This window comes from Corynebacterium sp. KPL2830 (assembly GCF_040225635.1).
Classification (GTDB): domain Bacteria; phylum Actinomycetota; class Actinomycetes; order Mycobacteriales; family Mycobacteriaceae; genus Corynebacterium.
The window spans coordinates 20,180-45,664 of the sequence record NZ_JBEHFR010000007.1 but is presented as its reverse complement, the minus strand read 5'-3'; the positions used below and the strand labels follow the sequence as shown (position 1 = coordinate 45,664).

Genomic DNA, 25,485 nt, shown 5'->3' with positions numbered 1-25,485 from the left:
GATCTCACCGGGCGGGTTCCCCGCCCGTGACCGCGAAGGGCGGGGTTATAAGCTCCGACTCGCAGGTGAACGCATAAATGAAGACCGCACCTATGGTTCACATGAGTGCGGTCTTTAGTATAAGGCAGCGTAATTAATCGACGGCGAACTCGCCCATCTTGTCCCACCCGGTGCGTCCATCGATGTGGACGTTGATGATGTCTGGGGTCTCTACGAGGTACTTAGGGAATTCGTCGCAGGCGCGCTTGAAGTGCTCGCCCTGAACGTGCTCTACGTCCTTGCCATCTGCGTAGGACTCGAGCAGCAGGAAGCGCTGAGAGTCTTCCGGATCGCGGTACCACTTGAAGTCGATGCAGCCAGGCTCGGCGTTGCAAGCCTCGGTGTACCAGTTGATCTCATCAAGGAAGGTATCGGCGTATTCAGGCTTTACGTGGAACTGTACGTTAATCAAAATCATGCCCCCGATTCTACCAATGATGTGTCCACTACGTCATGGCTGTTCTGCCATGCACGCGGACCTCGGAAGAATCGGGGGCAGGTTCCGCGGAAGCTAAGAACTAGTTGAGGAAGTACTCCGCGATGTAGATGAACTCGCCGTCAAAGGCGGTGGCGACGCCATAACCGTACTCAGGTCCGGGGGTTACCTCGAGGCCCCGGTTAAACCAGTTGAGGCGCTCCTGGGCTTGCTCTTCGGACAGACGGTAAACATTGCCCTGCCCTTCTTCAGTGTGGGTCACGCCGCTTGCCACATCGCCGTAGTACTTTAGCTCACCGTTTGCACCCTGGTTTGCCCATTCCTGCGCGATAGCGCTTGCGGTCTCATCCGGGTGGTGGCCAGCCTGGGCTAGGTGATCAGCGGTGGCTACCTGCAAGTCAGCGGCAACCTGCGGGGCTTCGAAGGCTTCAGGCTCCGGTGCGGCTTCAGCCGTAGGCGCTTCTTCCGCTGCTACTTCCGGTTCAGCTTCGGGTGCGGCCTTTAGAAAGCTGGGCAAAGTAACGTTGTATTTTTCAGCAAAGGTAGACACCTGCTGAACCTGCGGGGCCGCGTTAAGCTCCGCAGAAGCCACTGCCGTGGTGCCGGACAGGGCGAGTACGGTGGTCAGGACTGCTGCGGTGGCGCTTCGAATCGGCTTCATAATTTTCAGCCTGTCATAACTTTTCAGAGGGCGAAAGCATATCGCCGGTTCCACCGCACTTCGATATGGCTTTGTTATAGAAACGGCGCTCGGTGAGTTCTCGGCTACCTCGCGGTAGTGAAGAAGCCTCCAGGAGGCCTAATAAATACCTACATCGAGTTCATCGAATTGCCGCTGCAGCTCCTCCGAATCAATGGAGCGGGCAACATCGGGCCCGGCGATGGCCGCAAAGCCATCGAGGACAGAGTTCCCGTAATTATGGCCCACACCATCGGGAACATCCTTGGCTCCGGGTAGATCCGCGGCAACTTGCAGGTAGGTAATAATAGGCATCCACTGCATCACGCGTTCACGGGAATAGGGGGTATCTTCTTTCATCCAATCCGGCTCTTTGAAGGCCAATTCGGGCGACCACCAGCTCACTGGATCGGAAGGATGCTGAATATACAGCATGCGGGTCCTGCCCCACTCCTCTTCCGGAACGCGTCCCCAGCGGCGAACCTGGTCCACGTCGTTGGCAAAGCGAACCACGAGGCCGCCGGCGTAGACCGGCGAGATTTCTGTGGACCCGGGATCACGGCGCTCCACAAACTGCGAGCGCAACTGGTTAAAGTGCGGCGGGCCAGTCAATAAGATGCCATCGACGGAATTGGCAATATCGCGCACCCCGGAAAAGGCGGCCTCGATGCCGGTTGTGCCTAAGGACTCGCCGTAGAGGTAGAGCTTGGGCCGGTCATCTTCTGGCAGTGAATTCCACCAGTCCACGATGGGGTTGATGAACTCTTCCCCGGCGCGCTCTACTTGGCCGCCGCCGCCAAGGAAGTGGAATACAGACGGCATGGCGGAATACTGCGCCGCGGCAATGGCGGTATCCCCACCATAGAGTAGTTCGAAGGCTTGCGCGGAATAGGACGATACCCAGCCGGTGCCGGTAGTCATGGTCAACAGGAGGGCCTTGCGGTCTTGGGCGTGGGTGCGCTCGAGTTCATCGATAAGCAGCTGCGCCCGCCCCTCATTGGAGTCGCGGTTACCTAGGCCGGCGTAGGCGCGGATGGGTTCTTTGGCAGGTTTCCCGGTCACCTGTTCTAGCTCGGCCTTATGCGCGCCGGAGCTGAGGAACCGGGAGCCTTGCAGGCCGACGCCGTGCCAATCGACATCGGAAGTAGGCGATCCGGAGCGCTCACTCAGGGTGGGGCGCTGAGTGTCCGGATCGGGGTCGGCGTTCTGGGCGGTAAATACCCTATCGCCCAAGCTCACGATGGCACCGGGAATGATGTTTTCAACGGTGTAGATAGCGATGACCGCAACGATGAGTACTGCCCCGAGGCGGCGGTATGTGGAGCGGAACCGCTGCGGGAAGCGCCGCGCTAACCAGCGCACCAGAAAGATAATGGAGCGCAGGATGAGCAGGAAGACGGTAAATACCGCCAGCGCCAGGGGCACTACCAGCAGGTAGCTGGACATAGACGGCACGGGCACGGAATATACGCTCGCGAGCTCGTGCTGCCAGCGCACGGCGATAATGACGAAACCGACCAGCCAAGCTATGAACGCACCTGTGGCGATGCGCGCGAGCAGCCGGTAGTGTTTTGGCTCCCATGCGGAGGCGGCAAGCCAGGGATACTTATCCGCCCATTTGCTCACGACGAAGCGGTACCACACCAGCTTCACGCCGATGCCCACCACATAGCCGAACCCGGCGGCAAGGCCCGAAATCAGGCCTTGATAGGGCCAATCGCGGGGCAAAATGGACGGAGTAAGGCCCAGCGTAGACAAAATGGCGGCGCCGATAATGCCCCACGGATCGAGGTGGCGGACAATATCGGCGATGCGAGCTTCTACTGCTCGAGCTTCTCCCCTAACTCCAGCCATTCCATCTCCAAATCCTCATAGGCGCTGCGATTGTCCTTTAATTCCGTATCGAGGCGAGTCATCGCTTCGGTATCGACTTTTTCTGCCGCCGCGGCCAATTTCTCATTGATCTGCGCGGCGGATTTTTCCAGCTTCTGCATCTTCCGCTCAAGCGCGTTCATCTTCTTGGTGATTTCGCGCTCTTGCTGGGAAGAAAGCTTCTTTTCCGGCTTCGGCGCCGGCGCGCCCGTCTTCTTTTCTCCCAGGTTTATAACCCCTGTGTTCTTGCCGGCCTCGATTTCTTCGCGCTTGCGCAGGTACTCGTCGATGCTACCGGGAAGGTTCGTCAGGTTGCCATCCCCAAAGAGCGCATACGTATTATCCGCAATGCGCTCGATCAGGTAGCGATCGTGCGAAATGACCACCAGGGTACCCGGCCACGAATCGAGTAGGGATTCCAGTTCCTGGAGCGTATCGATATCCAGGTCGTTGGTGGGCTCATCGAGGAGTAAAACATTGGGTTCTGCCATGAGCACGCGGGTGAGCTGGAGGCGGCGGCGCTCGCCACCGGAGAGATCACCGACCGGGGTGCGCTGGCGCTTGGCGGAAAAGCCGAGGCGCTCGGCCAGCTGAGAGGCGCTGAGCTCCTTTTTGCCTAGCTGCACGTAGGTGGCAACATCCTCGACGGCATCGAGAAGCCGCCGCTGCGGATCCAAGTCATCGAGTTCCTGGCGCAGCCAACCTAAGCGCACGGTTTGGCCCTCGATGCGCTTTCCGGCTGCGAGCTCGTATTCGCCAGCCAGTGTGCGCAGCAGCGTGGTCTTTCCGGAGCCATTAACACCCACGAGGCCGATGCGCTCGCCTGGGGCCAGGCGCCAAGTGAGGTGATCGACCAAGGTGCGGCCATCCGGGGACTTCACGGTGGCATCTTCTAGCTCGATGACCACGCGGCCCTGACGCTGCTTGGAAAAGGACATGAGCTCGACCTTGTTGCGCGGCTCGGGGACATCAGAAATCAGCGCTTCCGCAGCCTCAATCCGGTAGCGCGGTTTCGAGGTACGCGCCGGTGCCCCGCGGCGCAACCACGCCAATTCCTTGCGGGCTAAGTTTTTGCGGCGTTGCTCCATCGCATCGGCCTGGCGGGCGCGCTCGGCGCGGGCGAACGTCCAGTCGTTGTATCCGCCCTCATATGCATCGACCGTGCCGTCGTGGACCTCCCACGTCCACGTGGCAATGGTATCGAGGAACCAGCGATCGTGGGTGACCACGATGACGGCAAGGTTGCGCTTGAGCAGGTGATCCGCCAGCCACTGCACACCTTCCACGTCAAGGTGGTTCGTGGGCTCATCGAGCACCACCAGGTCTAAATCCTGCACCAACGCGGCCGCGAGGTTCACGCGGCGGCGCTCGCCACCGGACAGGGAGCTCACGGGAGTATCCAGCCCTAGGTCCACGATGCCGAGTCCACCGAGCACATCGCGCACCTTGGCATTGGAGGCCCATTCGTAGGTCTCGAGCTCGAGGGGTTCAATGATCGCCTGAGCGATGGTGAGCTCTTCGGGCAGATCAAAGCGCTGCGTCACCACGGCCATGCGCAGATCCGAGGTGTGGGAAACGCGGCCGGAATCTGGCGGCTCGATGCCGGTGAGCACCTCCAGCAGGGTGGTCTTGCCGCCGCCGTTGACGCCCACGATGCCGATGCGGTCCCCGGTTTGTACGCCGAGGGATACCCCATCAAGGAGAGTTTTTAAGCCATAGGACTTGGTGACTTGCTCGAGGTTAATCAGGTTTGCCATAACAGGGACTCATCTTAATACCTCCCTACCTCCACCCCCGCATTCCCAAACATGTTGCTACCGAATTTCACTTGCAATACTCTGCGTGTGTATGAAGAAGCACACACTTACCCTCTGCACTATCCTCTCTGCCTCAGCGCTCACCATCGCTTCCTGCTCGGCGCCGGAAGAAGACACCGACGCCCAAAACACCAGCGAATCCACCACCGCGGAAAGCCACGAACATGACCATGACCACGATCATGATCACGAGGGCCACTCCCACGACGGCATGGAGGCAGAAGAAGGACAGACCGAGGTAGCCCAGCTTCCCACGCGCATCGTCTTCTCCCACGCTGATGGTCTGACCACCTACGATGCCAAATCTGGAGACGTCCTCGATGAAGAAGAGATGAATGCCTTCCTTCGCCTCAATGACGCCGGCAACGACCGCCACGTCATGGTAACCAAGGGCGATAACTTCCTCACCTACGACACCGGACTCATCACCAAGGCTCACGGCGACCACAACCACTACTACACTGCGGATCCAGAGCTGGGCGATGACAAGATTAAGGCGCCCCACGCTGGCCACGTAGTCCACCACGATGGTTTTACCGCCCTATTTTCTGATGGCGATGGCGTAGCCAAGATTTATAAGACCGAGGACATCGGCTCCAAGGACGCCAAGCCCGTCAACACCGTCAAGACGGGCGAGGCGCACCACGGCGTGGCCGTCCCGCTTGAGGATGGCTCCGTGGTCATCACCAAGGGTACCGAGGACGAGCGCCACACCATCCAGCACCTGGACAAGGACGGCAAGGTCTTGGATGAGACCACCAAGTGCCCCGGCGTCCACGGCGAAGCAGCCGCTGGAAATGGAAAGCTCTTCTTTGGCTGCGAAGACGGCCCCGTAGTCTTTGATGGCTCCAAGTTCCACAAGGTAGACGTCTCCGGCTATGCCGGTGCCGATGGCTACCAGCGCTCCGGAAACGCCGCGGGTTCTGAGGAATCGAACGTCATCCTGGCCGATAATAAGACCGACAAGGACGCCGAGTCCGAGCACCCCACCTCCGTGACGCTGATCAATACCGAGGACTACTCCGCCAAGAAGGTGGACTTGGACGGCTCCTACTGGTTCCGCTCCCTGGCACGCGGCCCGATGGGCGAGGCTCTGGTGCTGACCACCGACGGCAAGCTCAATGTCATCGACCCAGACTCCGGCGAAATCACCAAGCAGATCGACGCGATTTCCCAGTGGAAGGAAAACGAGGAATGGCAGCAGCCGGGCCCAATCCTGAAGGCCGCCAATGGCTATGCCTACATCACGGACGCTCAGAAGAAAGAACTCGTCGTCATCGACCTCCTGCGCGGTAAGGAAACCGACCGCTACGAGCTGGACTTCGAGCCCACCGAAATGGCCGTGCTCTAAGTCTCCAGCGCTCTAGTGCTCGTGCTTGGCGATGCCCCCACTCGCCCCAAGCTAGAGCACCTCCGCACCCGCAGCCGGGCCCTGGGCTACAACGCCCTTGGTGCCCGGTATTTCTATGCTGACCTGTGCTGCGACTTCCTCCGCATCTTTGCGGGTAGCGCATAAGAACGCGCAGGTGGGACCGCTGCCGGAGACGATACCGTTGAGCGCGCCCGCATCCATGCCCGCCTCCAACGTCTTGCGGAGATCTGGGCGCAGGGATAGCGCGGCGGGCTGTAGATCATTGTGTAGGTGCGCCGCCACACGGTGGGCATCGCCGGAGATAAGCGCCTGGGAAACCTCCGTCGTATCGAGCGCCGGCGCGGTTACCCGCCCTGCATCACGCAATTCATCGAGTTTGCTGAACACACTTGGTGTTGAGAGCCCACGGTCAGAAGCGATCAGCGCCCAGTGATAGGTGCCCCTGGTCATCATGGAGGTCAACTGCTCCCCGCGCCCAGTACCAAGCGCTGTGCCGCCCAGCAAGGTAAACGGCACATCGGAGCCGAGGGCGGCGCCCAAGGCATTCAGAATGTGATCTCCTACCGAATCAATCCCGTAATAACGGCCGTAGCAGCGCTCGGCAAGGCGCAGCGCCGCCGCGGCATCCGCAGAACCGCCCGCCATGCCGCCGGCGGTGGGAATCGCCTTGTGAATCTCAAGGCCCACCTCTGGAATCTTGATGCCGCCGCGGGTGACATACAGGTGCTGCATGATGCGGTCTACCGCAGTCCAGGCCAGGTTCGTATCGTCCTCGGGCACGCCCGCCGCGTGCGGACCGGATACATTGAGGTGCTGCACGCGGGGCTTATCCACTTCGGGGTTGCCTAAATCAGTCAGCGTTACCGTATCGTGCAGGCTCAGGGACTGAAAGACCGTGACTAGCTCATGAAAGCCATCCTCCCGCGGTTCCGCCACGCCAAGGTGCACATTGACCTTGGCGTGCGCATGTGCGGTATAGGTGATCGGCTCGCTTTCGTGTGGTGCGCTCACTGTAGTCCTGCCAATCGTACAAAGTCTGCAACAGCGAGCTTTTCCCCGCGCTGCTTCGGATCGATTCCGGCCGCGCGCAAGGCCTCCTCGGCGGCCGCGCCGGAGCCGTAGTGGCCCGATAGCGCGGCGCGGAGGGTTTTGCGGCGTTGGGCAAAGGCGGCATCGACAAGCGGCCAGACCGCAGCGCGCGCGGCATCGTCAACCGGCCAAGGCGGGGTATCGAAGACATCGATGCGCACCAAGCCGGAGGCAATATTGGGCGCGGGCCAAAAGACATTCTTGCCAATGGTCCCAGCTTGGCTCACCGTGCCATAAAATCCGGCCTTCACGGAAGGCACGCCGTAGATCTTGCTGCCGGGCTCCGCGGCGAGGCGCTGCGCCACCTCCAGCTGCACCATGACGAGCACGCGGCGGATGGAAGGAAACGTCTCCAAAAAGTGCAAGAGCACTGGCACCGCCACGTTATAGGGCAGGTTGGCCACCAGCGCCGTAGGAGCCGCTACATCCTCGCTGGTCACGCGCAGCGCGTCCTTTTCCACCACACGCAGGCGCTCGGCGTAGTCCGCGGCGCGCTCGCCCACCGTTACCGGCAGCTGCGCAGCCAAGCGCGGATCGATCTCCACCGCGGTGAGATCTTCAACGATCTCCACCAGCCCTAGGGTCAGCGACCCCAATCCGGGGCCGACCTCCACGACGCGGTCTGCGGGATCCAGATCCGCGGCCGCGATGATGCGGCGAATGGTATTGGGATCATGGAGGAAATTCTGCCCCAATTTCTTGGTGGGCGTGATATCCAGTTTCTCCGCTAAAGCTCGGATTTCTACTGGGCCTAAAAGCGCGGCGCCCGGGGAATCAGTCATGCTCTCTAACCTAGTTGAAGAATGCAGAAAGTCGCACCCCGCGCCGTGGTGACGCGGGGTGCGGTGCAGAATGCGCGGTGCTGCGGGTGCTTTATGCTTTTTAACGCAGGCCCAACTTAGAGGTACATGCCGGCCATGCGCCCCAGCCCTGGGAGGCTTGTACCTTTTGTGCCACGGCGATTTGCTGCTCGCGGGTGGCCTGCCATGCCTCAGGCGCGTATTCGGTGCCGCCGAAGCCAGCCCAGGTGGACGGCGTGAATTGCAGGCCACCGGAGAAACCGTTGCCGGTATTGATGGACCAGTTACCGGTGGATTCGCACTGCGCGATGGAATCCCAGACGGAGCCATCGGCCACGGCGGGGGCAGCCGCGCCCGAGTTACCGCCTTGCGGCTCCGGCTCCGCCTGCTTGGTACCGCGGGCGATGGTCGCGGGCTTTGGCCCTACAACGACCTCATCCTTGATGACCTCTTCGGATTCCTTCTTGCCGTTCTTCATAACCACCTTGCGGGTGATTTCGCGCTTGCCCTTTTCGCCCTGCTCGCGCACCTCTTCGGCGCCGGCTTCCAGCTCAGGGTCATCCACGAAATGCGGCTCGGCGTCGAATTCCTCGGTGGCATTCTCGGTCTGAATGTCTATCCGCTCAACCTTGATAGACATGCCCTCGGTGACTTTTTCTTCCTTGGCTGGGAAGACGCGGTCATCCTCACCGAGCTTGATACCGCGCTCCTTGAGCACATCGCCCACGGTCTTGGCGGCAATCTTGGTGTAGGTATTCTTGCCGCCATCGTTAATCTTGATGATCTTGGGGGAAACGACCTCTAGATCCATGCCATCTTTTAGCTGGGTATCTTTGTCCACGTCATCCTCGCCAGACTTCACGGCAGCTCCCGGGTTTACGCCCTGCAGGTTATTGAGCAGATCAGAAACGGTGAGATCGGTAGTGGAAAGCTGCTGCTGTTCACCATCGATGGATACGGCGACTGGCTTGGCGGTGCGCACGGAGATCTCATCGCCATCGGTCACGGACTCAGATGGTGCGGGCGAGACGATGTCCTCTTCGCCCACCTGAACGCCGGCGGCCTGCAGGGCGCCGTCCACGTCCTTGGCAAAGGTAGCCAGCTCCACCTTGTCGCCGTTGACGTCTACGACCAGGTCTTTCTGCGCAGCAATCGCCACGACACCGCCTACAGCGAGGGTGCTCAATACGCCACCCGTTGCCAGGCGCAGCGGCAGGGAACGTGAATTATTAATGCGCTTAATGTGGTGAGGTGCCATGTGTAGTTAATCTCCGGTAGTGCTGTCTATCCAGTATCAGAATTGTTACCGCTGGCTAGGGAAACCAGCGGCGGTGCCCGCTACTGCCCCGACTGTGGAGCAGCGCGGTGGGAAGGTAGAGACATAAAGCCTCAACGAACAATCAATAACAATACGATAACGAGTAAGGAAAGTCGAGAAACGTTGCGCCACAGCTATAACTGGCGAAAACAGTTGTCACATCAAGCACCCATACCACCAGCGACCAGCGGGTTTAATTTTGTGACACTCCTCACTCATCTTCCGTGTTAATCCCATACACGCGATCAAAAGTCTCGTTGACCTCCGCCGCCAAAGCCTGAGTGGTCTGGTGGCGCGCCCGGGCAATGCAGTCATAGGTGTGTCCGATCAGGGAAGGCTCATTGCGCTGCCCGCGGAACGGCTCTGGGGCCATAAACGGCGCATCGGTTTCCACCAGCAATTGTCCCGCCGGGGCCAGCGCCGCCGCCTGGCGCAGTTCCGCATTGCGCTTGAAGGTGACATTGCCAGCAAAGGACAACACGTAGCCTCGCTCGAGTGCTTCTTCTGCTACCCGCAGCGGCGAGGAGAAGCAGTGGAGCATGACGGTGGCGGGCGCGGGGGCATCGGCAAGAATGCGCAGCAAATCCTCATCCGCCTCGCGGTTATGGATCATAAGCGTCTTGCCGGTGCGCACCGCCAGATCGATATGCCAGCGCAGGGATTCTTCTTGCTGGACCAAGCTCGCGGTGGTCTCCGGTTCGTGGTGGACCCAGTAGGCGTCCATGCCGGTCTCCCCCACCGCCACGCACTGCGGATCCGCCACCATGTCCTCCAAGGCGGCCTTGGTGGGTGTATCTAACTCATTTGCCCGCACTGGATGGATGGCGCAGGCAGCGTAGACATTGGGAAATGCGCGCGCGGTGGCAAGAGCCGCTTCGGATTCGCGGCGGTCATCGCCTACCGTTACCAGGCGGGATACCCCGGCTGCGCGGGCGCGATTGACCAGCACCTCATCGGTATCTTTATGCGAGAAAAGGTGGGTATGCGCATCACTGAGCCCGCTGAGCCCTGGGGCCGGAATGGGAGTAGGACGTGGCTTCTTTTTAGACATACCCGCAATTGTAATATTGGCAGCTATGTTGATCAGACCAGCGGACCTGAGCGATGTCCCCGCCATAACCGATACCCTCAACTGGGCCATCGAGCATACCGACGTCATCTTTAACTCCACCCCAGTCACCGTGGCTGAGCGCGAAGAACACCTGCGCCGCATCCAGGACATGGACTGTCCCTTCCTCGTTGCCGAAACCGATGCTGGCGAATACTTGGGCTGGGCGCTCTACCACCCCTACCGCGATCCCCGCATCTGGCAGGGCTGCTATGAAACCACGATTTACCTTTCCCCCAATGCCCAGGGCCAAGGCGTGGGCACCGCCCTTATGGGTGAGCTGGTAGACCGCGCCCGGGCGGATGACAAGGTGCATTCGCTGCTCGCCTTGATCGTGTCTACTAATACGGCATCATTAAAGTTGCATGAAAAGTTCGGGTTTGAAAACGTGGGAACTCTCAAAGAGGTAACCTACAAATTCGATCACTGGCTTAGCCTCACCCACTTAGAACTTCTGGTGTAAAGGACTTTTGATGCATATTCGCCCCGCCGAGCTTGCCGATGCCCCCTCCATTTCCGCCATCTACAATGCTGCCTCCGCTGCTAAACCGGCGAATAACCTCATTACCTGGCAAGAAGAGGTCTCCGACCGCGAAGATTGGCTGAAGGACATGTCCAAGGCGGGCTCGCCCGTGCTCGTTGCCGTAGACGATGATGAAATCATCGGCTGGGCCGCCTACTTTCAATTCGTCACGCCCGCCATCTATTACGGCACCGTCGAAGATTCCGTATACATCTCCCCCGTCGCCCAGGGCAAGGGCGTAGGCTCTGAGCTTCTCGATGCCCTCATGGACATTGCCGCCGACGATCCCTATATCGAAACCATGATTACCTACATCGTGGATACCAATGCCGGTTCCATTGCGCTGCACAAGAAATTTGGGTTCACAGAAACTGGCCGCATGCCCAATATCCACACCAAGGACGGCGTGCGCCTAGGCCTGGTTCACCTGCAGCGCGATTTCCAGCACTAGGCAGAACCTTTAAGGCATCGCAAAAGCGCGGTGGCCCTCCCTTTTCATTGGGACTGGCCACCGCGCTGTGTGTATCTAGCGGGACGTTACCGCGCTAGTTCATCACCGGCGCCCATTCCGGGCCGGTTTCGCCGAGCTCTGGATCCAGCTTGGAAATGAGCGGCTTCGGTTTTGCCAAGGGAGTACCTGGTGCCACCTGGATGCGCTCCCACTTGGCCTGCTGCTGGGTGTAGTCACCCATAATGACAGGATATTCGTGGTTTTCTGGGGGAAGCCCCGCGCCCACGAGCTCAACCGGGATATCGTCCTTGACCTCGCGCACCTCAGGCTGCGCGGCCCATTCGCCGGTGCGGCCCAAGGTCTCGTGCACCCTTTGCGCGGTAAACGGCAGGAATGGGGTGAGCATGACATTGCAGTCAGACACGACCTGCAGGGCGGTCCACAAGACGGTAGCTAGGCGCTCGCGCTGGGTTTCATCCTTGGCAAGCTTCCACGGCTCTTGGGAGGCAATATAGGCATTCGCCTCGCCCACCACGTGCATGATGGAGACGATGGCCTGCTTGAACTTGGATTGCTCCAGCAGGTCACCGGCGGTGGTGAAGGTCTCCTCCGCCAGCTGCAAAATGGCCTCGTCGCGCTCCTCCAGGGCCGCCGGAACCGGAACCTCGCCAAAGTTCTTGTGCGCCATGGATACGGTGCGGTTGACCAGATTGCCCCAGCCATTGGCCAGCTCATTATTCACGCGGCGCACGAATTCATCCCACGTAAAGTCCGCGTCGTTGTTTTCCGGGCCAGCTACGGCAATAAAGTAACGCAGCGGATCCGGGCCGAACTCCGCAAGGAAGTCCTTAACGTAGATCACCACGCCCTTGGACGAGGAGAACTTTGAGCCGGACATAGTCAAGTATTCCGAGGACACGATTTCCGTTGGCAGGTCCAACTCACCGTACTGGTGCAGCTCGCCGCCCTTTGAGCCCTTGCCGGCATAGCCCAGCAGTTCCGCCGGCCAGATCTGCGAGTGGAAGGTGATATTGTCCTTGCCCTGGAAGTAATAGTGGCGGGTTTCTGGGTCCTGCCAAAATTCCTTCCACGCCTCCGGCTGGCCGGTGCGGTGCGCCCACTCGATGGAGGCGGACAGGTAACCCACGACGGCATCGAACCACACGTACAGCTTCTTCGCGTTATTGTCCTGCCAGCCTTCCACCGGAATGGGAATGCCCCAGTCAATATCACGGGTCATGGTGCGCGGACGCATATCCTCCAGCAGGTTCAAAGAGAACTTCAGCACGTTCGGGCGCCAATCCTCGCGGGTGGAAAGCCACTTTTGCAGCTCGTCCTTAAGCGACGGCAGATCCAGCAGGAAGTGCTCGGTCTCCACGAACTGCGGTGTTTCGCCGTTGATCTTGGACACTGGGTCAATCAGGTCTACCGGGTCCAGCTGGTTGCCGCAGTTATCGCACTGGTCACCGCGGGCGCCATCGGCACCGCAAATGGGGCACGTGCCCTCGATATAGCGGTCCGGCAGCGTGCGGCCGGTGGACGGAGAGATTGCCCCCTTTGTGGTCTCTTTTAGCATGTAGCCGTTCTCATTGAGACCCTTGAACAGCTCCTGTACCACCGAATAGTGGTTGCGGGTGGTGGTGCGGGTAAAAAGGTCATACGACAACCCGAGGTTGGCCAGATCGTTGACGATTTGGCGGTTATAGCGGTCTGCGAGTTCGCGGACGGATACGCCCTCCTTATCGGCTTGGACCAGCAACGGGGTGCCGTGCTCGTCCGTACCGGAGACCATGAGTACGTTGCGGCCGCGCATTCGCTGGAAGCGGGCGAATACGTCAGAGGGAACGCCAAAGCCAGCCACGTGACCGATGTGGCGCGGGCCATTGGCATATGGCCAGGCAACATTTACTACTAAAGACTCAGTCATGGAGTCCAGTTTATCGAAGCACCTGCACGAACACACGTTGAGGGCACATTACCCCAACCACCGAAAAGCGCCCGCCTCCTTCCCTAGTTTGGGAAAGCGGCGGGCGCTACTACCGAAAGCGGTAGATACTTAATCTACTTGCGCTTCATCGGGTTCTTCAAACGCTCGTTGCGGCGCTTCTTGAGCTCCTGCGTGCGCTGGTAGTCGCGGTGCAAGCGGCGTTCGCGGGCCATCTTGCGCTGGAACTGTTGCGCCTCGCGGTACTCAAGGTAAATGATGTCCTGGCTCAAGTCCTTGTAGATGGCGAACATCAAGCCAATGACGATGAACAAGAACGGCAGCGCCGCCACGATGGTGACGTTCTGCAGGTTGGACAGTGCATCCTCATTAACCAAGAGCAGGGTCAAACCAACGGCTGCGGTCAGAGCACCCCACAGGGCGGATAGCCACGGCTTCGCGGTTGCGGCACCATTTTGTGTCATCGAACCCATCACGGTGGACGCGGAGTCCGCGGAGGTAATGAAGAAGGTGGCCAGCAAGATGACGGCGACAACGCCGGCAATGAAGCCACCAGGCAGGTTGTGCAGGAGGTTAAACAGCTCTACCTCGGCGGATTCGCCGGTGATGGATTCGCCGTTTTGCTCCATGTGGATTGCGGTGCCGCCGAAGATGGCGAACCACAGGGTGGAAACGCTGGCTGGGATGAGCAGGACGCCCAAGCAGAACTCGCGGACGGAGCGGCCGCGGGAAATGCGCGCCAAGAACATGCCCACGAATGGGGACCAGGAGACCCACCATGCCCAGTAGAAGATGGTGTAGCCAGACAGCCACTCACCGGCGGTACCGTTCTCGGACTCTGCGGTACGGCCGATCATCTCGGTGAAGTAGTTGAAGTAGTTACCGATGGATCCCGGAATCTGGTTCAGGATGGTCACGGTTGGGCCCAAGATGAAGACGAAGATAGCCAGCACCGCAGCCAAGACCATGTTGGCATTGGACACGTACTGAATACCCTTGCCCACACCGGAAAGTGCGGACAGCAAGAAGGCCAGGGTCAAGACCAAGACAATGCCGATAACCACGGACTGGGTTGGGTTATCGATTATGCCGGCAGCTTCCAGGCCTGCCTGAATCTGCAGCGCGCCCAAGCCCAGGGAACAAGCGGTACCGAAGACGGTGGCGAAGATGGACAGGATGTCAATGAACTTGCCCAATCCGCCGTTGGCGCGGCGCTCACCGATGAGCGGCACGAAGGTCTGGCTTAGCAGCTGCTTGCGGCCGATGCGGTAGGTCGAGTACGCGATGGCCAAACCAACAATGGCGTAAACAGCCCAGGGGTGCAGCGTCCAGTGGAACATGGCGTAGGCCATGGATGAGCCCACGTTTTCCGTTCCTCGGCCGGGCGTACCGTCGCGGTAGTTCGCCAGCGGCTCGGAAGCACCGTAGAACATGAGGCCAATGCCCATACCCGCAGCGAACATCATGGCGATCCACGAAGGCGTGGAAAACTCCGGTTCCTCGTTAATGTGGCCCAACTTGATGGAGCCAAACTTGGAGGAAGCAATAAAGATCACGAAGGCCACGAAGACGGTGCCAAAGAGCACGTAAGCCCAACCGAACTTATCGACGACCCACGTCAGGGCCGCGGAAGAAAAGTCGGCGAAGTTATCCGGGGCGGCAAGGCCCCAGATAACGATGGCGGCAACGAGAACACCCGCAATACCCATGATGGTCCAGTCAATCGGGATATTATCGCGGTCCGCAGCAACTTCGATTTCCGGGTCGTCATACTCTTCGGGGTGGAACCCCTCAGAGTTGATCATGTCCTGGATCTGGCTCGTCGCCGTCTGTTCATCCAGTGCCTCTTCTACCGTTTGATAATCCTCAATCGGCTGCTCGCTCGAAGCAGTAGAAGTGGTCCCAGCAGGCGCTTCGCCGGGCCCCTTCCCTTCTTCGGGCACGCCAGTGCCGTTATTTTCAGTATTAGTCATGCTCTCTACAGTGGTGTTATGCCCCCAATTTTTCAAACCGTTTTGTTACCAAAACCCCAGCTTATGCACATTTTTGAGCATTTCCTTAATGCTTCCTGCGCACTTATAAGCCGCATATCCCCACGTAGACGGCTTTTAGGCGCCACACGCCCGAGCAAGATAACGATTCGATAACACATATAGAAGCGTGAAACCTACTGTTAGCACGGCCAATTGTGACCGTTTATACAGCGCATAGAAATAACCTGCGTACGATTCAACAAGTGCTCAACTAGCGGGCAGTCAGCGGGCATCCAAAGCGGCATCGTATAACTCCCGATTGGACACCCCAGTACCCTTGGCGGCCTGCTTGCACGCGTCCTTCAAGCGCATGCCGGCCTCGGCCAACTCCAAGGCCTGCGGGACAAGGTCCGCGGCGGTCACGGCAGCGGCGGTTCCGCCTTCGATGACCACGGTAATTTCGCCCTTGACTCCCTCGCTCGCCCACTCGGCCAGCTCAGCTAGCGGGCCGCGGCGCACCTCCTCATACGTCTTGGTCAGCTCGCGGCACACTGCGGCGGGGCGATCGCCGCCGAGGACCTGGGCGGCATCGGCAAGCGTCTCGGCGATGCGGTGGGGCGATTCAAAAAATACGATGGCGCGCTTTTCATTGCGCAGCGATTCCAGCCACGCCTTTCGCGGGCCGGGCTTGCGCGGCGGAAATGCATCAAAGAGGAAGTGGCCCACGCCCAGGCCAGAGAGGGCGAGCGCCGTAGGCACCGCCGAGGGGCCTGGGAAACACGTCACGGGAATATCGCGTTCGGCGGCCGCGGCCACTAGAGACAGGCCTGGATCGGAAATAATCGGCATGCCGGCATCGGTGACCACGAGGACGGTGCCGTGCTGGGCGGCATCGATAAGCTGCTGCGCACGCGCCTGCTCATTGTGGTCGAAGTTGGACACCACGGACCCGGAAATCTCGATGCCCAGGGCCTGCGCCAGGTTGCGCACGCGGCGGGTATCTTCGGCAGCGATGACATCAGCATGCGCCAATGCCTGCATCAGGCGCGCCGAGGCATCACCGACATTTCCCAAGGGCGTGGCGGCAAGAATGACGCCGCGCGGAAGTGGTTCCAGACCTAAAGCTGACATGCCTCTAGCATTCCACATTCTCCTATGCACCCGCGCGCAGGCTCGTCGCCTAAACTCTTTTTCGTGACTATTGCTACCGCTGCCCCCTCTAGCTCACCGCGCACCCCGCATAACCGCGTGATGCCGCCGGCACCGCGCACCTACACGTGGGGCAAGGCCGATTGGATAAGCACCGGCATCATCGCCGTTCTCGCACTGATCACCCGGTTCGTGGGCCTTACCGCGCCGGTATCACAGGGCACACCTGTCTTCGATGAAAAGCACTACGTTCCCCAGGCCTGGGACATGGTCAAAAGCTGGGATAACTTATTCATCGGCGGCATCGAGACCAACCCGGGCTTTGGGCTCGTGGTTCACCCGCCGCTGGGCAAGCAGATCATTGCCATTTCGGAATGGGTCTTTGGTTATACCCCGCTGGGCTGGCGCTTGATGACGGCCCTCTTCGGCGTCGGCACCGTGCTGATGACCATGGCGCTGGCCCGCCGGTTGTCCTTTTCCTGGCAAGTGGCCACCTTTGCCGGCATTCTGGCCGTCTGCGATGGCGTCCTCTTGGTTTCTGCGAAATTCGGCATGCTGGATATCTTCCAGGTCTTTTTCATCGTGGCCGCAGCGTGGGCACTAGCCCGCGACCATCAACAGATGCGCGAGCGCCTCCACCACGCCCTGCTAAGCGGTGGGATGGGCACCTCCCCATTCGGGCCACGCTTTGGCTTCCGGTGGTGGCGCTTTACCGCCGGAGTCTTTTTAGGCCTATCACTTGCCGTGAAATGGTCTGGGCTGTACTACATCATGTTTTTCGGCCTGCTCTGCGTCTTTAGTGACCTCGCGCTGCGCCGCAAGTATGGCATTCGCCGCTATATTGTGGGCACGCTCATCCGCGATACGCCCGCGGCACTTGCCTCCCTAGTAGCCGTGCCAATAATGATTTATGTGTGGAGCTGGCGCGCGTGGTTTGCCTCAGAGACCGCGGTCTACCGGCACGCCAAGGTGGATGGGACCATCGGGGAAGACTCTTGGCTCATGCACTTACCGGAGCCTGTGGCCGGCTGGTTTTATTACCACTCCTCCGTATTGGATTTTCACGCCAGCTTGACCTCTTCTGGTGGCCACCACCACCCGTGGGATTCCAAGCCGTGGGCATGGCTGGCCGGGGCTCGGCCCATTTTGTATTACTCAAGTACGGACCTGGAATGCAGCGGCGGTGGCGAATGCCGCAAGATGCTCTACCTCTTTGGCACCCCGGCGATCTGGTGGCTGGTAGTCCCCGCAGTACTTTGGGGGCTTTGGTCGCTTATCATCCGCCGCAACCGCGCCTTCCTCATTCCCCTCGTGGGCTTTGCGGCCGGATTTCTCCCGTGGCTGGCGGCCTTTGACCGGCAGATGTACTTCTTTTATGCCACCGCGTTTATCCCGTTTGTCATCGTGCTTCTCGCCCTCACGCTAGGCCAAATGGTCGGACGCGGTAAGCCCATCAGGTGGCGGTGGATTAGGCGCATCGCTGGCGGGCCGATGCGGCGGGGAACGTTTGCAGCCGCCTGCTATCTCGCGCTGGTGGTCGCAATGTTCTTCTACTTCGCGCCCATCTTATACGGCTTCATCATCCCGGAGTCTTGGTATCAATCCATGATGTGGCTGCCCAGCTGGAAATAGGTGGCAGAAACCCGTTCGCCTTAGTGCGGCTGCGCGTTCAAGGATTTCCACCACGCGCGCACCAGGTAGCCCTTCTCGGCAGCCCACGCCCAGGCCAGACTAATGGTCGACAGCGCGGTAGCGATGAGCAGATAGACCTGTTCCATGGTGACGGTGCCGAGCGCAATATCGCGCACGCCAAAGCCAAAAAGAAATGCAAACATCGTGGCGGATACCGGGAAAAGCCCGGTCACAGAGGCTGGGCGCCAGGCGCTCCACAGCAGGCCACACGCCATGCCAAAGCGCACGGCCGCGCCTTCCATCAGCAGGTTGGCGCGGTCTGGATCGGCCGCAGGGTCCAGCACCGAACCCTCTGTGCCCAGCGGCACTAGGCCGGAGGCACGCACCACTTGCACGATGGCCCACACCGCAAAAACGAGTCCCATGACTACCAAGGCACTGCGTGCCACCGTGAGGTTGGCCTGCCTAGCGCTCGATGCCCGCTTCCACTCCGGTTCTACCCCGGCGAGGATCACCTCAGAAAGATCCGTCGGCGGCGACATGCCGGAATCCGCCGGTTCCACGAAGCTTAAGGAACGCGATAGCGCCGCTGCCTTATCGCGAAACGCTCGGCACTCCGCGCAGTGTTCTAGGTGGGCGTCGATGACGTCTGCGGAAAGCTCCGCTTCTTCGCCATCCAGCTGGGCGGAAATCGCCGCTTGCACTTGGCTATGCGTCAACATTGCTTAACGCCCTATCCAAGCTCGCCCGGCCAGAACCAAAAATAACGATCATTATGAGGGACATGCACAGCACCAAGGGGTACTCGATGCCACCGTCGCCGGCAAAGAGGCCATTTCCCCAGTGCACGAAGTACAGCGCGCCCACCATGTCCACGGCCAGCGCCGCAGCGGCAAAGGTGGTTAACAAACCAATGACGAGGAAGGCGCCACCCACCATCTCCCCGATTGCGGCGGCATAACCGGCTATCTGTGGCTGCGGGATGCCGAGGGCAGAAAACTGCCCAACCGTCTCATCCATTCCGTCCATGAACATCTTGTCCACGCCGTGCGCAATAAAGATGAGCCCGAGGACCAACCGAAAAAGCAGCAACGCGGCATCACGAACGGCAGGTCTATTCATGGTCAATAGACTACATCGAATGCCCACCCCAACGCGAAGACACCGCCGCCCCACGCCCTGAGCTCGCAATTTCACCATCTGGCGAGGTACACACTGCATCCCACCCGCAATCGCTGCTTCAATGGAGAAAGACAAGGAAAATAGGCACAACACACCAATAGGAGAACCATCCATGGACACTGACACCACCACCGAAGAACGCACCCCGCTGGCCTATGACGAGCACGGAGTAGCCCGCACGCCGTGGGCCGTGACGTCGTCGCTATTGACGGATTATTACGACACCGAATGGGGCCTTCCCATTAGGGACGAGGCCGGCCTATTTGAGCGCCTGAGCCTGGAGTCCTTCCAGTCTGGGCTGTCTTGGGCCGTGGTATTAAAAAAGCGCCCCGCCTTCCGCAAGGCCTTTTGCCACTTCGATCCGGAAAAGGTCGCGGAATTCGGCGAGGCCGAGGTGGAGCACTTGCTTGCCGATGCCACCATTATCCGCAACGAAACCAAGATCCGCGCCACCATTAATAATGCGAAGGCCACCATTAAACTGCGCGAAGAGGGTGGCTTAGCGGATTTCATTTGGAGCTTTCAGCCCACAGAAAATATCTACCCCGAGGTCATGGAGGATATTCCGAACAAGAGCCCAGAATCGCAGGCCATGTCGCGGGAATTGAAAAAGGCCGGTTTTAAGTTCGTGGGGCCGGTGACCTGCTTTGCGCTCATGGAGGCAATAGGGATGGTCGATACCCATCTCTTGGGCTCCCACCGCCGGGCTACCTCCGGTGTATGGCCGGAGGAAACCGAAAAGCTCCACGGAAGCGAGGGCGCAGCCGGCTAATTAACCTGCGCGGCGAGCGGCTAGGTCATCGCGGCGCCCTACCCCACTGGGCCCGGCGTGCGGGCCATCAAAGTCGCCATCTTCATCATCGCTGTAGCTTAAGGGAAGGTGCTCAAAGTCGGGGCTTTCATCATCGATTTCGACGACGACCGCACCCGGGCGGCGCAGGTTGCGGGGGATCTTCAACGCCTCATCATCGGTATTGTGAACGCCCAACCGCGCCCGGCGCAGGTGCTTTACCCGGCGGCGCAAAAGTGCTTGTTCTTGCCGGACTTGCGCGCGCAGCGCCACCAGGTAGGTCCCAGTCAGGATGCCGACGATGCCTGCCAGCCACCAAGTCCATCCACCGGCCACAATGCCCAGGGCCACGGTGAGGACCACTGCGATGGCTAGGCCGATGAGCGTGCGCTGGCGGCGCTGGTAGCGGGTAGCGGACTTCTCCTTTTCCGCTACTGGGTCCCAACCACCGCGGCCAAGGCGCCGCTGAGCAAATGCCACCTCGTCCTCGGAAAGGTCCGTATTCAACGCCGCGTCCTCAGCACCCTGGGCACTGTACTCATCTGCTTCCGCCGATTCCTCTGCTGCGCCTTCGGATTCAGACTCTGCGGAGTCGGTTTCTGCGGAGTCCGGTTGTTCTGCATCAATGACTGGGGCGGGGTCCACCGCGCCCGGATACATCAGGTCAACCGGGGAGGTATAGGTCTCGTCATAGTCATACGCGTCTTCTGCAATGTCCGCTGCCACCGGCGCGGTGAAGGACTCGGTGGAATTGGCAACCACATCGCCGCGGCGGCCCTTGCGCTTTGCACCGCCTGCTTCCTCGCCGGCGCGCTCGTCATCATCGAGCAAGACATCATCGACATCGTCCGTGTTCACATCTGCATCGTCGGAGTCCCTAGACGTACGCGCGCTATCGGCGGGAGTGGTGGCATTGGTCGCATCGGTGGTATCAGCGGCAGCGGCTGGAACCGCGGATTCCTCAATGACTTCACCCTCGATGGTCTCTGCCGTCTCCTCAGTTGGGGTGGCGTGCCCATTGCGCGCGTCCGCTTCGTTCTCATCGGCGGCGGAGCGGAATGCGCGGCCACCAACGCCGAAGGGTTGCGCCCGGGCGCGGCGGGCAGCACCGGCGATGGTCCGCGACTGTGCGCGGGAAGCGCGGTCCTCTACTTCTTCCTCGATCAGCACGTCATCGACGTCTGCCTCGCGGTCCGAGTCCTCCGTGGAAGCGGATACGACCTCGTAGTCTTGATCCTCATCCGACGCACTGCGGTGGATATCATCGGCGCGCAGGCGCGGGCGGCGGCGGCCGGCGACATTGCCGGAATCGCCGGAAAAGAGCACGCGGGTATCCTCAAAGGCCTCTCCGGTATGGCTCATCGGGCGATTGCTCCTGCCCAATAGCCACGGCGCGAGCACGAAGAGCCACACCACGATGATTGCAATAACTGGCACAGCTGTGGACACGACTTAAGGACCTTCCCTTGGGGTGCATATGATTACTCCACTGTAATCGCTAAAACCGCACTTTAGGGGCCACAGAAGCCGTAAATTACAATGTTGTTACTTATGTGAAAACTGAGAAAGCATTCCCCGGAATTAAGGATGCTTTTCACACCAAACGCCCAGCTTGGCGCAGCCGCTCAACCGCTGTGGATGCAAAATCTTCCTTGACTAGGGCCACGAAATGGTGATCCCGCCAGGCGCCATCGATATGCAGGTTGCGGCGCAAAAATCCCTCGGAGCGAAAACCGTTGGCCTCCAGCACGCGCCCGGAGGCGGGGTTTTGTTCCAAGTAGGTTGCGGTCACTCGGTGCAGGCCTACCCGCCCAAAGGCATGGTCCACGCCCAAGGCCGTGGCCGCGGTGGCAACGCCCGCGCCCTGCACGGCGGAATAAACCCAATAGCCAATCCAACAGTCCTGGATGCTGCCGTGCTGGATATTGCCTAGTGTTACCTGGCCGGCGAACTTTCCCTCGAGCTCAATGGCTAGGGGGACTACCTGCGCATCGCGCGCGGAGTTGCGCAGAAACATGAGGTAATTCCACCAGGCCTGCGAGCTATGGGCCGCTGCCCAAGTGGTCGCCTGGGTCGGCTCTACCGGCCGGAGCAAGGGTTCGTCCTCAATGCGCTGGCGCCGCCATTCGGGACCATCCGAGCGCAGCAAAGGCCGCAGCCGCAATCGTCCGCCAGACGGCAGTGTCCCCGAGGCAGGAAGCTGCACCGTCGGCGTCGCTTCTGGCCAACCGGGGTGCAGATCATCTGTGGGCCCAGTAACTGGATGGCGCAGCTTCGCCGCAGCGGTACCGAAAGGGTCAAGCATTAGCTGCGCTGGGTAAGGAATAAGACATCAACGACATCGCCCGGGCGAATCTCGGTGACTTCCTCAGGGACGCGGATCATGGCATTGGCTTCGGACAGTCCCGCCAGAAGGTGCGCCGGCGCACCGGTCGCTCCGCCAAGGCCCTCGACCAAATAATCTGCGGTCTCGGCATCGCGCATCAAGCGGGCGCGGATGAAGCCACGGCGTCCGGGGCGGGAATCAATGTGGTTCAGTGCGCGGGCACGCACCACTCGGCGGTGGGCATTGCGCTTGCCCAAAGCCAGGCGAATCAAGGGACGAATATAGATTTCGAAAATAACCAGCGACGAAACCGGGTTCGAAGGAAGAAGGAATGTAGGGATGCGCTCATCTCCTACTAGCCCAAAGCCTTGCACGGATCCTGGGTGCATGGCCACGCGGGAGGTATCGATATCGCCGATTTCCGCCAAAATCTCCCGGATCTGTTCGGCACCGGCGCCACCAACGGCACCGGTAATCACGAGGGCCTCGCTGCGCGTGATGTGGGTTTCTAGCACTTCCCGGATGCGGCGCGGCTCGCCTTCGGCAATGCCTACGCGGACCACGTCCGCCCCCGCTTCTTTTGCGGCGGCGGCCAAGGAGTAAGAGTTCACATCAAAGACTTGGCCTAGGCCCGGTTCCTTATCCACATCGACCAACTCGCGGCCAAAGGACACGATGGTCACGCGCGGGCGCGGATAAACCAGCACCTTGGACCGGCCCACCGCGGCCAATAAGCCAATCTGCGCTGGGCCAAGGACGGTGCCGGAGGACACAGCGACATCGCCGGGCTGGATATCATCGCCCACGCGGCGGACGAAGTCGCCCGAGCGCACCGTCCGGTGCGCCGTGATGCGCTTGCGGCCGCGGTCGGTCCACTCGAGGGGTAGGACGGCATCGGCAAGCGTGGGCAAGGGCGCGCCCGTATAGACCCGCACGGCTTGCTTGGGCTGTAAACGCAACGGCTGCTTCGAGCCGGCCGGCACCTCGCCCACCACGGGCAAGGAACGCTCAACCTCTGGTGGGGCGGGCTGCGCGGCGGCGTCATCGGCCTGCTCGGGGGCATCCTCACCCTCGCTGCCTTCTTGGTCCTGATTCTTCGGGCGCCGAACCTTCAACCCGCGCTCGCCACCGATATCAACGGCGCGAACCGCATACCCATCGATGGCCGCCTGGGGAAAGCCCGGTAAAGGCTGATTGGCCTGCACCTGCTCGGCGCACATTAACCCCAGTGCATTAGAAATGCTCATCCGCACCGGCTCCGGGGTCGTCGCCGCATCAGTAACCAGCGCCAACTGGTCATCAACTGAACGCATACGGTCTCTGCCCGCCCTTTCTTATTGCCCTTTTACCTTGCTGCCCTAAACGCACGTGCGCGCGGTGCAAGGTAATTAGTTAAGGCCTTGTTCCGCCTCGAAATCGGACATGATTTGTTTAATAGCTTTATACAGCGCTGGGCCGTATTTTTCATCGCGCAGGCCAAAGTCCACGTTGGCCGGGATATAGCCACCGGGGTTGCCCAAATCGTGGCGCTTACCCTCGTGGACCACCACGTGGACGGGCTCGCCTTCTTCAATGAGCAACTCGATGGCATCGGTCAGCTGCAATTCGCCACCCTTGCCCGGTTCGATCCGGCGCAGCGCATCAAAAATCTTGCGGTCCAAAAGGTAGCGCCCAGTAGCAACCAGGTTGGACGGCGCGTCCTCTGGGTCCGGCTTTTCCACCATGCCGACGACCTTTTTCACGCCCGGCGCGTCAGTATCTTCTACGTCAAAAACGCCGTAATTAAACGTCTGCTCCTGCGGCACCGCAAACGCGCACAGCACGCTGCCGCCGAGCTCGGCGCGAACACGCGCCATATCCGCCATAACGGTGGCCGGCAATACGATGTCATCCGGCAGCATGACGGCAAAGGAGTCCTCATCTTCTGCCAAGACTTCTTCCGCCAGCCCCACGGCATGACCCAAGCCCAAGGGCTTTTCTTGCTCTACCGCGATGGGCTCAATGAGCTGGTGAGCGCGGTTGACCTTGGCCACCTGCTCATCCTTGCCGCGGGAATCTAAGGTTTCTACCAGATCTGGAAACTCCGCAAAATGGCGCATTACTTCTTGCTTTTCAGGTGCGGTAATGACCGCAAGCCGGCGCGCGCCCACTGAAGCTGCCTCCTCAGCAATCAATTCAATGCCGGGAGTATCCACAACGGGCAGCAATTCTTTGGGGACGGTTTTCGTGGCGGGCAGAAAGCGGGTGCCCATGCCAGCCGCTGGAACTACAACCGTGGTGATTCCGGAGGCGGAATCTTCGCGTTCATTAGCCATGGATCTTAGGGTACAACGGCGCACGATTTTCCTGTGTAGCGCTACGCCACGGACGCTATTATTTATTTATGCCTTCTTCCAGCGACATCAAAGCTCAACTCCGCACCCGCCTGCTTCGCGCGCGCCGCAGCCTCACCGCAGATGAGCGCGCGGAATGGACCACTGCCCTGCGCGAGCAGTTAGAGCCCGACCTTTCCGGCGTATCGAGCGTCGCTGCCTATTGGCCGCTGGGCACAGAACCAGGCGGGGCGGATTTCATCCCGTGGCTTTCCCGCCGCGTCGACCGCGTTTTATTGCCCATCACCTGCGGCAATGGCGTTTTGAACTGGGCAGATTACAAGGGCCCGCACAGCATGCAGCCTGGTCAGTTGGGTATTTCTGAGCCGGCTGGCCCGCGTTTTGATAGCCGCGTGCTGTGCGGTTGCGATCTGATTTTGGCCCCCGCCATGGCCATCGATGCGGCCGGAAACCGCCTGGGCAAGGGCGGCGGCTACTACGACCGCGCGCTTTCCCGGGTTCCGCGCAACCACCCCGCGGTACTCGCCATGGTCTACCCTACCGAGTTCCTTGACTCTATCCCGGCCACATCCCACGATCGCCGCGTCGAGGCCGTGGTTACCGCCGCAGGAATCCACCGCTTTTCTTCCTAAACGCAGGGAACCGTGCAGG

At 60.3% G+C, this 25,485-nt stretch carries 23 protein-coding genes; 6 read left to right on the top strand and 17 right to left on the bottom strand.

The genetic code is table 11. The annotated features are described in order from the left end of the window. Nucleotides 1-133: 133 nt before the first annotated feature. The 4 genes from ABRP87_RS03915 to ABRP87_RS03900 form a co-directional block, all read right to left on the bottom strand. Nucleotides 134-457, bottom strand: coding sequence for a putative quinol monooxygenase (locus ABRP87_RS03915; protein WP_005279956.1), 324 nt, complete (start codon nt 455-457; stop codon nt 134-136). A gap of 100 nt (nt 458-557) precedes the next feature. Next, the gene (locus ABRP87_RS03910) at nt 558-1,136 is read right to left on the bottom strand and encodes a hypothetical protein (protein WP_349863020.1); all 579 of its coding nucleotides are present in this window, start codon (nt 1,134-1,136) and stop codon (nt 558-560) included. A 138-nt stretch (nt 1,137-1,274) separates the two neighbouring features. Beyond that, nucleotides 1,275-3,008 carry an alpha/beta-hydrolase family protein gene (locus ABRP87_RS03905; RefSeq protein WP_349867806.1) on the bottom strand — a complete coding sequence of 578 codons (1,734 nt, stop codon included), beginning with the start codon at nt 3,006-3,008 and terminating at the stop codon, nt 1,275-1,277. Further along, the gene (locus tag ABRP87_RS03900) at nt 2,975-4,783 is read right to left on the bottom strand and encodes an ABC-F family ATP-binding cassette domain-containing protein (RefSeq protein WP_349867805.1); all 1,809 of its coding nucleotides are present in this window, start codon (nt 4,781-4,783) and stop codon (nt 2,975-2,977) included. Before ABRP87_RS03900 ends, ABRP87_RS03905 begins: the two co-directional genes overlap by 34 nt. 91 nt (nt 4,784-4,874) lie before the next feature. On the opposite strand from ABRP87_RS03900, the gene ABRP87_RS03895 reads away from it, so the two are divergent. Then, on the top strand, nt 4,875-6,194 hold the full coding sequence (locus tag ABRP87_RS03895) for a hypothetical protein (RefSeq protein ID WP_349867804.1): 1,320 nt from the start codon (nt 4,875-4,877) through the stop codon (nt 6,192-6,194). Nucleotides 6,195-6,245: 51 nt separating this feature from the next. On the opposite strand, the gene ABRP87_RS03890 is transcribed toward ABRP87_RS03895, so the two are convergent. The 4 genes from ABRP87_RS03890 to ABRP87_RS03875 form a co-directional block, all read right to left on the bottom strand. Beyond that, nucleotides 6,246-7,226, bottom strand: coding sequence for a 4-(cytidine 5'-diphospho)-2-C-methyl-D-erythritol kinase (locus ABRP87_RS03890; protein ID WP_349863013.1), 981 nt, complete (start codon nt 7,224-7,226; stop codon nt 6,246-6,248). Further along, entirely contained in the window at nt 7,223-8,086 is an 864-nt protein-coding gene (gene rsmA / locus ABRP87_RS03885) for a 16S rRNA (adenine(1518)-N(6)/adenine(1519)-N(6))-dimethyltransferase RsmA (RefSeq protein ID WP_023026016.1), read from the bottom strand. The genes ABRP87_RS03890 and rsmA overlap by 4 nt, the downstream gene beginning before the upstream one ends. 100 nt (nt 8,087-8,186) lie before the next feature. Then, a complete protein-coding gene (locus ABRP87_RS03880; protein ID WP_023026014.1) occupies nt 8,187-9,362 on the bottom strand; it encodes a resuscitation-promoting factor in 1,176 nt (391 codons plus the stop codon). A gap of 271 nt (nt 9,363-9,633) precedes the next feature. Continuing rightward, complete coding sequence (locus tag ABRP87_RS03875) at nt 9,634-10,473, bottom strand: TatD family hydrolase (RefSeq protein WP_349867803.1); 840 nt, start codon at nt 10,471-10,473, stop codon at nt 9,634-9,636. A gap of 25 nt (nt 10,474-10,498) precedes the next feature. Here ABRP87_RS03875 and ABRP87_RS03870 point away from each other — a divergent pair, with 25 nt between their 5' ends. Together ABRP87_RS03870 and ABRP87_RS03865 are read left to right on the top strand one after the other, a co-directional pair. Beyond that, nucleotides 10,499-10,993: a GNAT family N-acetyltransferase gene (locus ABRP87_RS03870; RefSeq protein ID WP_349867802.1), complete on the top strand. Its 495-nt coding sequence runs from the start codon at nt 10,499-10,501 to the stop codon at nt 10,991-10,993. Between the two features lie 10 nt (nt 10,994-11,003). Beyond that, nucleotides 11,004-11,504, top strand: coding sequence for a GNAT family N-acetyltransferase (locus ABRP87_RS03865; protein WP_023026007.1), 501 nt, complete (start codon nt 11,004-11,006; stop codon nt 11,502-11,504). Nucleotides 11,505-11,598: 94 nt separating this feature from the next. On the opposite strand, the gene metG is transcribed toward ABRP87_RS03865, so the two are convergent. From metG to rsmI, 3 genes are all read right to left on the bottom strand, one after another. After that, nucleotides 11,599-13,431 (bottom strand): methionine--tRNA ligase, encoded by a 1,833-nt coding sequence (gene metG, locus ABRP87_RS03860; RefSeq protein ID WP_349867801.1) that lies wholly within the window; start codon nt 13,429-13,431, stop codon nt 11,599-11,601. A 134-nt stretch (nt 13,432-13,565) separates the two neighbouring features. Continuing rightward, nucleotides 13,566-15,422, bottom strand: a complete 1,857-nt coding sequence (locus ABRP87_RS03855; protein WP_349867800.1) for a BCCT family transporter — start codon at nt 15,420-15,422, stop codon at nt 13,566-13,568. A gap of 282 nt (nt 15,423-15,704) precedes the next feature. After that, a complete protein-coding gene (gene rsmI / locus ABRP87_RS03850) occupies nt 15,705-16,553 on the bottom strand; it encodes a 16S rRNA (cytidine(1402)-2'-O)-methyltransferase (protein WP_349867799.1) in 849 nt (282 codons plus the stop codon). Nucleotides 16,554-16,577: 24 nt separating this feature from the next. Between rsmI and pmt the strand changes: the two genes are divergently transcribed. Beyond that, nucleotides 16,578-18,203 carry a protein O-mannosyltransferase gene (gene pmt / locus ABRP87_RS03845; protein WP_502879276.1) on the top strand — a complete coding sequence of 542 codons (1,626 nt, stop codon included), beginning with the start codon at nt 16,578-16,580 and terminating at the stop codon, nt 18,201-18,203. Between the two features lie 20 nt (nt 18,204-18,223). On the opposite strand, the gene ABRP87_RS03840 is transcribed toward pmt, so the two are convergent. Then, complete coding sequence (locus ABRP87_RS03840) at nt 18,224-18,925, bottom strand: zf-HC2 domain-containing protein (RefSeq protein WP_349863004.1); 702 nt, start codon at nt 18,923-18,925, stop codon at nt 18,224-18,226. After that, nucleotides 18,912-19,325: a DoxX family protein gene (locus tag ABRP87_RS03835; protein ID WP_005279936.1), complete on the bottom strand. Its 414-nt coding sequence runs from the start codon at nt 19,323-19,325 to the stop codon at nt 18,912-18,914. Before ABRP87_RS03835 ends, ABRP87_RS03840 begins: the two co-directional genes overlap by 14 nt. Before the next feature lie 172 nt (nt 19,326-19,497). On the opposite strand from ABRP87_RS03835, the gene ABRP87_RS03830 reads away from it, so the two are divergent. After that, nucleotides 19,498-20,157, top strand: a complete 660-nt coding sequence (locus ABRP87_RS03830) for a DNA-3-methyladenine glycosylase I (RefSeq protein WP_349852424.1) — start codon at nt 19,498-19,500, stop codon at nt 20,155-20,157. Here the strand turns inward: ABRP87_RS03830 and sepX are convergent, their stop codons facing one another. The 4 genes from sepX to ABRP87_RS03810 form a co-directional block, all read right to left on the bottom strand. Continuing rightward, nucleotides 20,158-21,624 carry a divisome protein SepX/GlpR gene (sepX, locus tag ABRP87_RS03825; protein ID WP_349867798.1) on the bottom strand — a complete coding sequence of 489 codons (1,467 nt, stop codon included), beginning with the start codon at nt 21,622-21,624 and terminating at the stop codon, nt 20,158-20,160. 145 nt (nt 21,625-21,769) lie between these two features. Beyond that, complete coding sequence (locus ABRP87_RS03820) at nt 21,770-22,480, bottom strand: GNAT family N-acetyltransferase (RefSeq protein ID WP_023025989.1); 711 nt, start codon at nt 22,478-22,480, stop codon at nt 21,770-21,772. Continuing rightward, nucleotides 22,480-23,814, bottom strand: coding sequence for a molybdotransferase-like divisome protein Glp (gene glp, locus ABRP87_RS03815; protein WP_023025986.1), 1,335 nt, complete (start codon nt 23,812-23,814; stop codon nt 22,480-22,482). The genes ABRP87_RS03820 and glp overlap by 1 nt, the downstream gene beginning before the upstream one ends. A 75-nt stretch (nt 23,815-23,889) precedes the next feature. Continuing rightward, nucleotides 23,890-24,816, bottom strand: a complete 927-nt coding sequence (locus ABRP87_RS03810; RefSeq protein ID WP_034659306.1) for a UTP--glucose-1-phosphate uridylyltransferase — start codon at nt 24,814-24,816, stop codon at nt 23,890-23,892. A 68-nt stretch (nt 24,817-24,884) separates the two neighbouring features. On the opposite strand from ABRP87_RS03810, the gene ABRP87_RS03805 reads away from it, so the two are divergent. After that, nucleotides 24,885-25,466: a 5-formyltetrahydrofolate cyclo-ligase gene (locus ABRP87_RS03805; protein WP_349867797.1), complete on the top strand. Its 582-nt coding sequence runs from the start codon at nt 24,885-24,887 to the stop codon at nt 25,464-25,466. Nucleotides 25,467-25,485: the final 19 nt, after the last annotated feature.

Bases quoted from the DNA above. Each gene is read 5' to 3' on its own strand.
- glp (WP_023025986.1), bottom strand. From the start codon at position 23,814: ATGCGTTCAGTTGATGACCAGTTGGCGCTGGTTACTGATGCGGCGACG.
- metG (WP_349867801.1), bottom strand. From the start codon at position 13,431: ATGACTGAGTCTTTAGTAGTAAATGTTGCCTGGCCATATGCCAATGGC.
- ABRP87_RS03810 (WP_034659306.1), bottom strand. From the start codon at position 24,816: ATGGCTAATGAACGCGAAGATTCCGCCTCCGGAATCACCACGGTTGTA.
- ABRP87_RS03910 (WP_349863020.1), bottom strand. From the start codon at position 1,136: ATGAAGCCGATTCGAAGCGCCACCGCAGCAGTCCTGACCACCGTACTC.
- ABRP87_RS03865 (WP_023026007.1), top strand. From the start codon at position 11,004: ATGCATATTCGCCCCGCCGAGCTTGCCGATGCCCCCTCCATTTCCGCC.
- rsmI (WP_349867799.1), bottom strand. From the start codon at position 16,553: ATGTCAGCTTTAGGTCTGGAACCACTTCCGCGCGGCGTCATTCTTGCC.
- ABRP87_RS03855 (WP_349867800.1), bottom strand. From the start codon at position 15,422: ATGACTAATACTGAAAATAACGGCACTGGCGTGCCCGAAGAAGGGAAG.
- ABRP87_RS03895 (WP_349867804.1), top strand. From the start codon at position 4,875: ATGAAGAAGCACACACTTACCCTCTGCACTATCCTCTCTGCCTCAGCG.
- ABRP87_RS03870 (WP_349867802.1), top strand. From the start codon at position 10,499: ATGTTGATCAGACCAGCGGACCTGAGCGATGTCCCCGCCATAACCGAT.
- ABRP87_RS03830 (WP_349852424.1), top strand. From the start codon at position 19,498: ATGGACACTGACACCACCACCGAAGAACGCACCCCGCTGGCCTATGAC.
- ABRP87_RS03835 (WP_005279936.1), bottom strand. From the start codon at position 19,325: ATGAATAGACCTGCCGTTCGTGATGCCGCGTTGCTGCTTTTTCGGTTG.
- ABRP87_RS03820 (WP_023025989.1), bottom strand. From the start codon at position 22,480: ATGCTTGACCCTTTCGGTACCGCTGCGGCGAAGCTGCGCCATCCAGTT.
- ABRP87_RS03840 (WP_349863004.1), bottom strand. From the start codon at position 18,925: ATGTTGACGCATAGCCAAGTGCAAGCGGCGATTTCCGCCCAGCTGGAT.
- pmt (WP_502879276.1), top strand. From the start codon at position 16,578: ATGCACCCGCGCGCAGGCTCGTCGCCTAAACTCTTTTTCGTGACTATT.
- ABRP87_RS03915 (WP_005279956.1), bottom strand. From the start codon at position 457: ATGATTTTGATTAACGTACAGTTCCACGTAAAGCCTGAATACGCCGAT.
- ABRP87_RS03900 (WP_349867805.1), bottom strand. From the start codon at position 4,783: ATGGCAAACCTGATTAACCTCGAGCAAGTCACCAAGTCCTATGGCTTA.
- ABRP87_RS03880 (WP_023026014.1), bottom strand. From the start codon at position 9,362: ATGGCACCTCACCACATTAAGCGCATTAATAATTCACGTTCCCTGCCG.
- ABRP87_RS03905 (WP_349867806.1), bottom strand. From the start codon at position 3,008: ATGGCTGGAGTTAGGGGAGAAGCTCGAGCAGTAGAAGCTCGCATCGCC.
- rsmA (WP_023026016.1), bottom strand. From the start codon at position 8,086: ATGACTGATTCCCCGGGCGCCGCGCTTTTAGGCCCAGTAGAAATCCGA.
- ABRP87_RS03875 (WP_349867803.1), bottom strand. From the start codon at position 10,473: ATGTCTAAAAAGAAGCCACGTCCTACTCCCATTCCGGCCCCAGGGCTC.
- ABRP87_RS03805 (WP_349867797.1), top strand. From the start codon at position 24,885: ATGCCTTCTTCCAGCGACATCAAAGCTCAACTCCGCACCCGCCTGCTT.